Origin of the sequence: Shewanella marina JCM 15074 (assembly GCF_000614975.1) — a bacterium.
Taxonomy (GTDB): Bacteria; Pseudomonadota; Gammaproteobacteria; order Enterobacterales; family Shewanellaceae; genus Shewanella; species Shewanella marina.
In genome coordinates, this window is the sequence record NZ_BALM01000015.1 from 33,580 (window position 1) to 45,701 (window position 12,122).

Genomic DNA, 12,122 nt, shown 5'->3' on the forward strand with positions numbered 1-12,122 from the left:
CGCTGGATACACTCTGTATCTTATGTTGCAAAAAATAACTGAACTGTGATTGAAGACATTGAAAAATATTTTGAATAGTGGATGATCGTCCGCTCTCTTTTTGTGACTTGTATGTTGATTTACAAGTATTAATTTCAAGATTCGGGTATCACACTTGGCAATTCATCAGTCGTTCAATCTCTTTAAAATTTCTCCTTTAATTGTCATTCGTTTATTGTCACTGATACTGCTTGTTTGTGGTGCGATTGCTACCCCATTGGCAATGGCAGCTTCTTGCCAAGATATTTTTACTGATCTCGCATCAGGTGATCATCCTAATGCATTAACACCACCGATTGATTTAGTGTCTAAAGGAAATGTGCAGTGTGATAAGGACGGGTGTAGCTCTCACTTTCTTCGTCGCTTCAAGCCCGGTGACTACAAATATAGTACGGGTCATTTTTCTAACTTAAAAACTATTTTTACTGATGGAAAAACGACGCGGTTATATTTCGATTCTTTGCATTTAGATCACGCCGATATTAATCCCGAAATTGAACATCAGAGATTAGATGGTGATGAGCACGATTTAATTATCTATGTTGCGGGTACATTGACCATGCGTAACCACAGTCATATTAATGGCATTGTGTATGTTGCTGGCTCGGTTGATATGGACGCTAGCTCGAGTATTGAAGGTGGCCTCGCAAGCGGAGGAGCCTTAACTACAGCAATTAAAAACCAAATAGATGTTGAGCTAGATGATATTAACGAAGCTGATTTTGGTAGCTTATGTCATAGTTCTTGGGAAACAGAACAGCCGTTTCATATTCAATATGGGCAAGCTTCTTCATCCACAATAAGATTCAAACAAGCATTTCCAATTGGTGTTAAACCCTTGGTTTTTCTTATGCCAACAATTAATAGTCAAGCTCCTTTAGCGACCACGCCTGCAACTGCAATTTTGACTGATGTGACTCGAACCGGCTTTACGTGGCAAGCGTTGGCTGCACCACCATATAGTTACAGTACTGTCACTATGAATAATGTTGACTGGATTGCTATTTCACCCGGTGACCATCAATTGGCTAATGGTCTGGAAATGATGGCTGGAGTAGTGACGACAAATAAAGTCACCGTAGGGAAGAGTCTTAACTATAAAAATACACCTATTCCATCTAAATTAAGCGTGGTACTGAATCAAATTCAAAGTAGTGGCAGGGAATATCAAAATAGATGTTGGTTGACGAGTTATTCTGCTAAGAGTCAGTACAAGGCTGTATTGGGGATAGATGCTTCTCAAGCTTATCGCTACTACTCATCTCAACCTGAATGTCTGCCGAGTTCTACACCGTTTAATCAATTAGCATCACGTGATATTGCTTACCTTGCAGTCGCTCCTGGACATGGCAGTACAGTATTTAATGGGAGTAATGTTCGTTATCAATTTGCGGCAGCAACTACATTAAATAGGCAATCTGGTAATTTACAGCAGCAATGCGATACGACGACAGAATTTGTTCCAAATTGGTTTAGTGAAGCGCCGATTATAGTGGCAGGAAAAGACTCTCGTTATGGTCATGATGGTGGCTGGTTACGACGTTGCAAGTTGAGTAATGCTAATGTCAGTATGGTGGTTGATGAGGACCAAAATAAAGATAATGAGCGTAAACATACTCAAGAAAGCTATGGCTATATAGCCCTACAAACTGTAGACAAAGTGAAACCTGAGCAGTGTTTAGTTGATGATTTCTCTAGTCAGTCGATGGATAAAAATTGGATTGCTCAACATCGACAAGGGTCAATGATACCGCATATTGATCAAAGCAATCATCTGATGCTGGTGACAGATAACCGCCGTAATCAATCAGCTTCTATTACTTACAAACATAAATTCCGAGGAAAGGGTAATTTGATTACTGTTTCTTTTGATTATTATGCTTGGTCTGCGTGGACTAAAGATGGCGCAGACGGTATGGCGTTGGTGTTTTCAGATGCAGATGTACCGCCCGCTCCCGGTGGCTTTGGTGCTTCTTTAGGTTACGCTAATTCAGAGTCGGTGGAAGGCTTTCACGGTGGTTGGTTAGGCATAGGTTTTGATGAGTATGGTAACTTTTCTGAAAAGGCCTTTGGACGAGATACCGGGATAAATAGTCCATCTCAGTCAATTGGTATTCGCGGCGCTGAATCAACTCGATATGCTTATATCACAAATTCAGCAAAGTTATCCCCTCCATTATCAGAGACTAATGGCACAGATACACCTGGCGTGGTGATCGCTATATTGTGACTTTAGATACACGTCAAACCAACGCCACTTATGTCACGGTACAACGTAAGGTTAAGGGATCTGCTATAACTGAAACGGTTATCCCACGCTTTAGACTTACTGGACAGCCTCCCTTACCCGAGAATTTTTATATTTCATTAACTGGTTCAACAGGCATGTTTTATAACAATCATGCTATTGGTGATTTTGAAGCATGTGCTTTAGATTCTGAACCTATTGGTGAGCAAGTTGACCATTTTGAGTTTGATTACAGTGGTAGCCCACTATCTTGTGCGCCTTTAGCTGTAACCATTAAGGCATGTAAAAATGCGGCCTGTAGCGTGTTATTCGATGCACCAGTAATTGCAACTTTAAAAAATCCTAATGCGGGCACTGCGACTTGGCTGGATAGCAATATGCGGCCATTACCTCAATCCAAACTGACGATTAATCAGGGGCTGGAACGTGTTTATTTACAGCAGTTCAGTAGTTGGAAGTCAACTGAGTTAGAGGTCGCTCACTCGGTGCCGTCAGCAGTTCCTTACAGTCAAACTGTTTGTAAACAAAATGGCCAAATTGGTTCTTGTCAGTTACGGTTTGCTGAAGCGGGATTTGTGATTAGTGATGTTAAAACTTACGCCAATAAACCTGCTGAATTTATGGTTAAAGCCGTGCGAAAGTCTGATAGTAGTTTGCAATGTGTGCCCACCTTTGGCGGTCAGACAAAATCATTAAATTTTGGTGTAAATTATATTACTAAGCCTTTTATCCAACACGGTGACACTAAAACATTTGATATTTGGCAAGGTAAAAATAATCCAAGTAAATGGTATCAGTGGCAAGAAGATATGAAGCCGGTCTCTGTCACATTTGATTCTTATGGTAAGGCAAAGTTAACACTAAAGTATCCTGATGCTGGCAAACTCATCATCTTGGCTAATTATCGCGGTAGTGACAAGACTCATGATGCTGGGTTAGTTATGAATAGCACAAATGGCAACGTCTACAGTGTGCCATTTGGATTTTGTGTTAAACCATCAGATATAAATGCAATTTGTAAAAATAATCCTGCCCTATGTGATGTCTATAAACATACTGGTGATGAGTTCCCTTTAGCTGTGTCTGCAAGAGCTTGGTCATCTCATCCTTATGCTGATATTTGCGATAATATCGTGACCCCAAGTTTTGCGATGGATAACATTTCGCTGCGACATTCGCTGCTGGCGCCAACAGTTCGAGATGGTGGCTTTTTAGGGGAACTAGGTACAACTAGCATCAATATGCAACAAGGTCTAAATACCAACGTAAATCAAACCGTGAGTGAAGTTGGCGTGTTTAATTTCAGTGCTAAAACGGAGAGTAACCAGACCTATTTAGATGCGGGGTTACCGATTAAAGCTGGGATAAGTCAAGCAATAGGCCGCTTTGTACCATCGGCGTTTGAAGTCACGGATTATTCGTTAACACCTGCCTGTGCCAGTAATCCTGATAAGCCATTTAGTTATATGGAACAGCCATTTTATACACGCTTTTTAGTTAAGGCTTTAAATCAGCATAGTGATGTGACGCGTAATTATTTTGCAGGATTTGCTAAAGCCAGTGCTGGTTGGGCTGCTGATGACTATTTAGTTGGGCATGAATTAGGTAATCGAGTTGATGAATTACCTACATTAAATTGGCAACGCGGTATCGCTGAAATTGCTAGTCATACTATCTTTCATCGATTACAAAAACCTAAGCCTGATGGGCCTTATACCGAATGGGAGCTGGGGGTTGCCTTAAATGATAATGATGGTGGATATACCAAACTGATCGATACTGATATGAATTCGGCACATGCTGGCGACTGTGGTACTAACGGCGTGACTTGTACTGCTAAACGCCTTGGTGTTCAACAAATGTTATTTGGGCGAGTGGTGATGGATAACGTTTATGGTGCTGAAGCTGATATTTTGAGAATGCCTACTACTGCTCAATATTGGGATGGTCAGAATTGGCAAGTTAATCAGCTCGATAGCTGTACTGTGATTGACAATACTCATCTGCTTGGTCATGGCGAAGATCTCTATTCTCCCGCGATTGTGGCGGGTCAATCAGTCACTCGAGAGGGTAGTCCTCGTTTGTCACATTTCCAACAGGGTAAGTTTGAACTGTTATGGCAAGATCAGTTAAATGACGCATTACCTGCAGATAAACAATACTATCGAGGTGAGATTACTGCGCCATTAGCCGTACCTGATTATCTAAAATATTACTGGCAATGGCTAACTGATACTCCCGCTGAGAACAGAAACCCAAGAGCCAGTGCTGACTTTGGACTTTACCGCGGTAACGATCGCATTATTTATTGGAAAGAAGTGTATTAAGCTTTAAATACCATACCGATTAGTCTTATTCAGAGATTAAATTTTTACTCTAAATAGAGCCACTAATATTAGTGGCTCTAATGACATCAACTAATCATTAATTAGATTGGTATGTGACATTGAATTGATAAATTTGTTTGAATGAGGGGTCATGCCAGCCTTTACGTAATAACTTAAATGAACCCATTAAGGTTAAATTTTTAGGTAGGTGTTCGTTATCATCAAAATTAAGTATTAGGCCTTTGCCTTCACGAGAATTACAAGTAGCGGTTGAATTTAATGCACCGTATCTACAAGCCCCATAACCAAGTGTGCCACTTAAATTAACGGGGTACACTATTCCTGTTGAATCTTTTAGATTGATAACAAATTTAGTTGGATTGGAATTATTCCATACCAGTTTTGAAGGGAAGTGTAGTACACCACTATATGCTAGAAATCCTGTTGCATTATTAGGTTGTTTAGGAATGGAGTACTGAGTACCTGACTTGCTAAAATCGATTTGTATTTCTTTTTGTTTTTTGGCGTCTGGAGGCGTAATTATTGAACGTTTTTTTCGTGAGTAGCCAACGATGCTATCAATCCAGTTAGCGAAAGCATAGTTGCTTACATATATTTCGTATGAGTAGTATTTTTCACCGCATTTATATATTTTCCCACCACTTAAAATCCCATCTAAAAACCAATATTTATAATCATTTTGGTCATATGAAATAATGGGGCCTCCAGATGAACCGGAAGGTTTATAAATCTCTTTATCACTCTCATTGAATGCAAAGATAAAGTTATCGATCAAAGTATGTTCTATATCAGCAAAAAGGTTTACATTAATATTTGTTATACCGCAATTTTCTAAAGTATTTTTAATATCAACAAATTTTTGTCTCGCTTTTTGACCAGGGAATAATTTTGTTTGATGGTAATTAAGTTGAATATTTTTATTACCTAGTGAATCTTTAATTACTTGGCTACGATAAACCGTCCATAATAATGAATCTACGTTATTTAAATATCTATTTAAATTTCCATGTTCAAGAGTTTTGTCCGTATCATTATTTGGTAAGGATACGGATTGTGATAATTTTAGTACTGCAATATCGGCATATGATGTTCCTTTAAAATCAGGGTGAATATTAACTGAGTCTACTCTTAGAAGATTTGAAGTGTCCATATTGTTAATTGTTGGTATTAAAGGTTTGTCAGGTTGCTGTATTAATATGACTCTTGGGTTGACAGGGGAACCTTTAATATCGATAACGCAATGAGCTGCCGTTATTACATGCCATGAGTCTATAAATACACCTAAACAGTTGCCACCACTTGTTGCATTATGTCTTGTTATAATAAGACTCACTGCTGCATCTGGGTAGAGTGATTTATCAATTGCATTTGCAGAGGGTATTAAAAATGAAAAATACAAAATTAAAATATAAAATATTATCCTCATGGATTACTCCTATCTGTTGGTGCTTTTATTTTTATCCTTAAAGTAAAATAATTGTCCTTTTATTTTACTCTCATGTTTTATCTTATATAGCAAACTGTATAAGATAACCCAGTTATCATTAACCGTTATTTTGAATTTATTATTACTAGTTAGCTTACTATTAGTTATAATGATTTTTGATTTTGTATCTTTATCATATAAAATAAAGTTGTTATAATTGCTTTGCATAATAAGATTATCTTCGTTTTTTACACTTAAAACCAAGTTGTTTCGGTATTTATAACTTTGAATGACAATGTAGTTATAGTGTTTAAGAGTATTGTTAGTTAATTTGAAATTATATTTGCTTTTAGAATTGCTCCAAAAAAGATTGTTGATTGATTTTATTTTGGGGATTGAGGTCATTGATTGACTTCTATCTGTTTTGATTATTAGATTTTTTCCGTTATTTATATATAACTGTTTGAATATACCAATCATCTTAGCTGAATCTTTGTGATACCTATATAGTTTATTAGTTGTTTGATTGTAAACATAATCACCACCATCAACAGCCTCTCCTATATATTTTACTTTTTCTTCATTTTTTTGCATTTTCGCAGTAAAAATACGTTTACTTTCAAATAAGTACCAAGTGGGATATTTATGTCCTATCAGTTTGATTTCTTTTGAAATTCTATATTTATCATTGAGTTTATTGATCGATTCTGACAAGTTATTATTTTTCTTTTGCCATTGAGGTCTAATAGCAATGAGAAGTGGCTTATTAATATTCGCAGGATCGACATCTTTATCAATAGTTAATACTAATCCATTTATTGTTATCAATTGTATTTGTTGACCAATAAGATTGGCTTTTGCAATATTGCCAGATAATAATGTAATTTTCTGGGCTTCATTTATTGGCGAAATTAACTTCAATTTGTCATTAATCGAAACATCACCAGTAATGATAGATTGTTTGTATAAGCTATTATCTTGTTTGTTGAATAACCATGCTGATTTTTTATCTGATGTAACTCCGAGTAGACTGATCGTTTTATTGTTAAGGTTTTTACCGGTAATAATCAGCAACATGGTTTGAGTATCTAACCAAAAATTTACTTTATCATTATTGTCATTCGTTAGTCCTAAAATGCTCAGTTGTGCAACTTTGTTTGATTGACTTTGAGTCAGAGTGGTTATTTTATTTAATACTTGAGTATGGTTTTTTTTAAGCCAGTTCGGTGTGACACCAAATAACCATGCTTTTTGGTTTATTAACCAAATATTGTTATCTGTAGTGATAGCAAATAATTTGTTATTGTTTAAAAAAACTTTTTCTATTTTGCTGTTTTTTTGAGGTATTTTTATTAGTTTTGATTGTGAGTGAGTACCTTGCTGGATATAAAGCTGTTTTTTATTAGCACTATAAAAATAATGACTTTGTTGTTTCCCATCTGTATGAACTAATATCAGATCGTCAACATTTTTTTTATTAATATTAGCTTTTAAAACACCTGTATCTCCTGTTTGTTTTGAAAATACCCAAAATCTATGCTTTTTACCATTAACGGTGGCAGATATGGAAATAATGTGTGCCAAACTTGCATTGACCCACTTTTGAGGTTGCAGATCTGTTTTACCGTTTAAGTAATGATCTGTTATTTTGAAAAATGCTCGAGTATCTGTTTCATTTCTTGCATCATCTGAATTTAGAGCCGCAATAAGTTGCGTATCACCATTGATGCTAATGAGTGCCAGTTTGTTTTTTTTAACCCTATAAGTCCACTTTGCATTAAGGCCATTATCCATTTGTTGAGTAACAGCAAAAAATAAATTTTGTCCTTCAACCCATGCATGCGTTTTTATTGGTTGAGTTTGGGTGTGTAGCCAATCAAATAAACGATATTGACTGACAACTTTTTGGCGTTTTAAATCTACTCGCCAAAGTTCATTGGCGGCATGAAAATAAGCATCGTTATCTTTGATGGCGATAAGTTTTGCCTGATTTAAAAATGCCCCTTGTGCAGCTAATGGGGTATAAACAAAGCGCTTTTTATTCGTTTGATAGTAAGCGGTACCGACTGGCTGAGTTTTTCCTTGTGGGATAAAATTATTTATTTGAATAAATTTGCTATTAAGATGTTGACTATCGATGGTGGCGTCTAAATGTTGACTTAATTGTGTCAATGACTGCCATTGAGAAGCATCTTCACTTAATGGGATAAATTTTTTTGTATTTAGATCAACAGATAGAAGTTCATTATATTGATTAATGATGATGATTTTATCTTGAGCTAATGATGAAATATTAATCGTAACAGTGCCAATTTTTAGGACTTTGCCAGTGAGTGAGTGGGCTTTATGTGTGAGACTACGAGCATCTAATATCCATGTACTCGATTGTGTTTGGTTGCGTAATGTTAACTGGGCGCCGGTTTGCAAATGAATATGATATAGGCTGCCATTACCAGCCAGATCATAGTGTAGTTTATTCTGGAATGCTGAACTTAGTTTGCGCATTATCAGGGTTTGTTTATGTGTTGGTAAATCAACCGTAATTTTAGTATCAATATATTCCTGAGTGATTTTTCGAACGATATATTCAGAAGGGAAACTATAAAAATCATAATCAAAGGTGCGTGCTTTTTCTAGCTTGCGTAATACATCAAAACCACTCGCTTGAAGCGTTGTTGCCCCTGGCAAGATTTGGTAGGTATAACCGATATAAGATTTAGGCGTAATCGGTAATACAATCATTTGATCTTTTGGTGATATTTTCGAGTTAGCTGGATAGTTAAGGGCAATTCTAATATTGATGGCTTGTGATTTATTAGTTTGCATTTGTGGGAAGTCACCGGCCCAAAAGAAATAGTTGCTATCACCAGATCCCGTTTTGCCATGATGGCTCCGGTAGAGATATTGGCTATCAAAAGTGATTTGGTTATTGGTTAAATCAAGATGAGTAATGACAGCACCATCTAACGGGCTATAAAAATTATATTTGGTGCCATCTTTCAGTTTTTTATGGGCAGTTTGGTAGCCGCCTAATTTGTACGCATTATTGATAATAGCAAAATAGCGACCTACCGCTTTGGCATCATCTGCAACTTCGCCTAATGTTTGTGCTAACCCGATAAAACCAATGCTAAGCCCTGCGAAAATATCGCCACTAAAGCCTAATATGGCACTTGCTGTCGTGGCACCAATGAGGCCTGTTCCTAGCTCTGCAAGCCCAATGCTAAATGAGGTAGAATCAAAGCTAAGTTGGGTTGCAAATACGGCTTTTTGTTGCTCGTTTTGAGCATGAGCTAATTCATAACTATCAAGTACGATTGCTGCTGGGCCATAAATGATACTCGCGCCTTGGTTGATAATATGAGGAATTTTACTTAGAGTCATTGTGGTTTGAATAATTCCACCATTAAATACTGCACGATATATCTTAAATATTTTATTGAGCTGGTTTATATCATCATGAATAACTTGAGTTAAATTAATATAGGAATGGATTTCCATAGCTGTTGAAAGTTTGCTATTAATACTTTCATTTTGTTTTTTATTATAATGATTTTTAAAAAAGTTCATGACGGTTTGTATCGTTATTGCCGCACTTAATCCATTAATGCTTTCTATGTCACCAATATGATTATCAATTAATGGTTTATTATTTTTGAAGTCATATATTTTCTTTATGCTTTCAAATTTTTCATCTAGATGATTTTTGAATTCCCATAGGCTTTTATCTTTAAATTTAACAATTTTAATCTTATCTCTATCACTCTGTATAAAGTGAAGAGTGAAATGATTTTTTTTTATTTTTTGTAAACTATCAAATACTGGGAACCAATTCATATTTAGTTGGTTAGCTTTATAAAGATTTTTTATTGAGTCGATGGCTCGGTTGGTTATATTGATTGTTCTCAATATATTCATATTGGATTTAAAGTCTGCATTTCTGGTTAAATTGTCAGCAATGTCTGCAAATTCATGTGCGGTAGCTTGTGATAGCTGTTGGCGGGGACTATCTTGCGGATCAATCATAGTCTCAATTGATAATCCGGTAGAAAGATTAATATTTCCTAATTGAGATGGATTAAGAAGATCTATATCAAATAATGGTTTGCTTGTTGTACCAAAAGATTCATATTTTTCTGCATATTTGTTTTTTATAAAGTGCTGTCTAAGTGCTTTTTTTAGCGCTTTGTGACTTGTAAATTTAAATACACCGAAATTAGGGTCATAAAAATAATAACTAACTTCATTGTTAATATTAGTCTTCCCCGCTAACATCGCATGATTTTGAGTATTAATTGTGAGCATAATACTACCATTATTAACACTGGCTCTTTTTAACATTGAGACAATATCTTTAATTGCTATTATGCCTTTATTGATTGAAGCTCGATCAGCTAATGGGTGCAGGTGTAACTGTTTTAGACTGTTATAGACATTAATGCTGGATATCGATTTTGGGTTTGCCATAGTCTTAAACAGAGTCGCAGTGAATTTATTGATTCCATTATCACCTTGTTGAGCAATCGCGACGGCCATTGAACGAGATAGTCCGACGCAGTTGCCTATTTTTCCTAATAAAATCATATCTTGTGGTGCTAGTTTTATCTGTTTTGCTCCTTGATTTTGCATGTACTGTTTAACTCGTTGAGTCTCATTTAATACATAATTTACGACAAATGACTGATAGGATTCTTCTGTATGACGAAATAGTGCACCTTTTTGCTCATTAGTTAGAATATGGTCATTATTAAAAAATAGAGCCATCAGTTCAGTAAATGTCATTGATTTTTCTGTTCCCGGAATGGGAATTTTTTTAAAATGCTGCATGCCATATTTGAAACCCATATTATGTTGACCAGATAGGTTTTCTAGCCGTTCAGATTCAAGCAGATATTTGGTGATGAGAAGTCTATTTGGGTCTATAGATGGGTCATTATAGGGAGCAAGAACATTATCAATACCCTCATGGACTTTCTTTTGTAACCACAGCCATGTGGTATCAAGTAAATAACTTCTTCCCAAGGCTTTTGTATATCTAGAGTCGTAGTATTCAAGCGTATGTTCATTAATATCGATTTGGTTGTATAGTTCTGTTTTTTCTGGTTCTTTTGCTTTTTCTACTTGAGAAAATAATTCCCCTTGTTGCTGGATTATTGGGGCTAAATCATCATTAATTTTACGTTTTATGAGCTCTCTTAATTCATGCCATTCTCTTAATGCGGTGCTTTCATCAACTCTCATTGATGTACCATCGATGTAATCATGTTCAGTCGGTATGTTTTGTATATCAATGCCTATCTCTTTAGTTAACATAACAATATGAGATTGGAGTTGTTTTCGTATATGGGTGAATTGTGTTAACAATAATTGGTCATTTATATCGCCTAGGTGCTGTACCATTGTGTCAGGTAAATTATTGCGTTTAAGCAATAATGTTTTTAATGGTTGCTGAGGATCATTAATTAACTGAAGAGGCTGTAGGATCAGTTGCCACTGCTGGTTTTTATAAATAAGAAGTGCTCCCGCGATATCTGAATTGGGCTTTTCACTGTGGTAGTTTGCTTGTTCAGCAGCAAACACGACATTATCGTAGACAACGGCAATATTAGTACGGCTATCTCGATATACTCGATAAAAGTGCCTATTATGATCAGTTACAACAATAGAAGCTCCAGTTAAAGGTGGGGTTAACACCAAAGTGCCATCGATAATCGCTTTTTTGGGGACATCAATATAAGATGGCGAGAGATTGTTAGGCCAAGTATTGGCAAGAAAAAATGTAGGTGTGGTGTTATCTGCAGCTGTTTGCGAATATTCTGCTTGGAAACCATTAAGGTTCTCAGAGGTTAATTTTACATAACCACGGTATGGTAAGTTCTTGTCTTTAAAAATCGCCTGGGTATTGAGATGAAATTTATCTAAGAAATCCTCGGGATCATTAATTAAATTATCCATTGCATCTTTTGAATTAGGCATCGCCAGACTGACTAATGGGATGCAGAGTCCTAGAGTCGCGATAACTATAATTAGTGCGAGATTATATTTCATCATTTTCACCTAA

Annotated in this window: 4 protein-coding genes; 2 read left to right on the plus strand and 2 right to left on the minus strand. The window is 36.1% G+C overall.

Translation table 11 applies throughout. The annotated features are described in order from the left end of the window. Positions 1-154: 154 nt before the first annotated feature. Both JCM15074_RS12345 and JCM15074_RS12350 read left to right on the plus strand, forming a co-directional pair. Positions 155-2,269, plus strand: a complete 2,115-nt coding sequence (locus tag JCM15074_RS12345) for a DUF8470 domain-containing protein (protein ID WP_025821478.1) — start codon at positions 155-157, stop codon at positions 2,267-2,269. Continuing rightward, on the plus strand, positions 2,266-4,614 hold the full coding sequence (locus JCM15074_RS12350) for a DUF6701 domain-containing protein (RefSeq protein ID WP_025821479.1): 2,349 nt from the start codon (positions 2,266-2,268) through the stop codon (positions 4,612-4,614). Before JCM15074_RS12345 ends, JCM15074_RS12350 begins: the two co-directional genes overlap by 4 nt. 97 nt (positions 4,615-4,711) lie before the next feature. Here JCM15074_RS12350 and JCM15074_RS12355 read toward each other — a convergent pair whose 3' ends face one another. Further along, positions 4,712-6,061, minus strand: coding sequence for a trypsin-like serine protease (locus JCM15074_RS12355; RefSeq protein ID WP_025821480.1), 1,350 nt, complete (start codon positions 6,059-6,061; stop codon positions 4,712-4,714). A gap of 9 nt (positions 6,062-6,070) precedes the next feature. After that, positions 6,071-12,109: a TcdA/TcdB pore-forming domain-containing protein gene (locus JCM15074_RS12360; RefSeq protein ID WP_025821481.1), complete on the minus strand. Its 6,039-nt coding sequence runs from the start codon at positions 12,107-12,109 to the stop codon at positions 6,071-6,073. Positions 12,110-12,122: the final 13 nt, after the last annotated feature.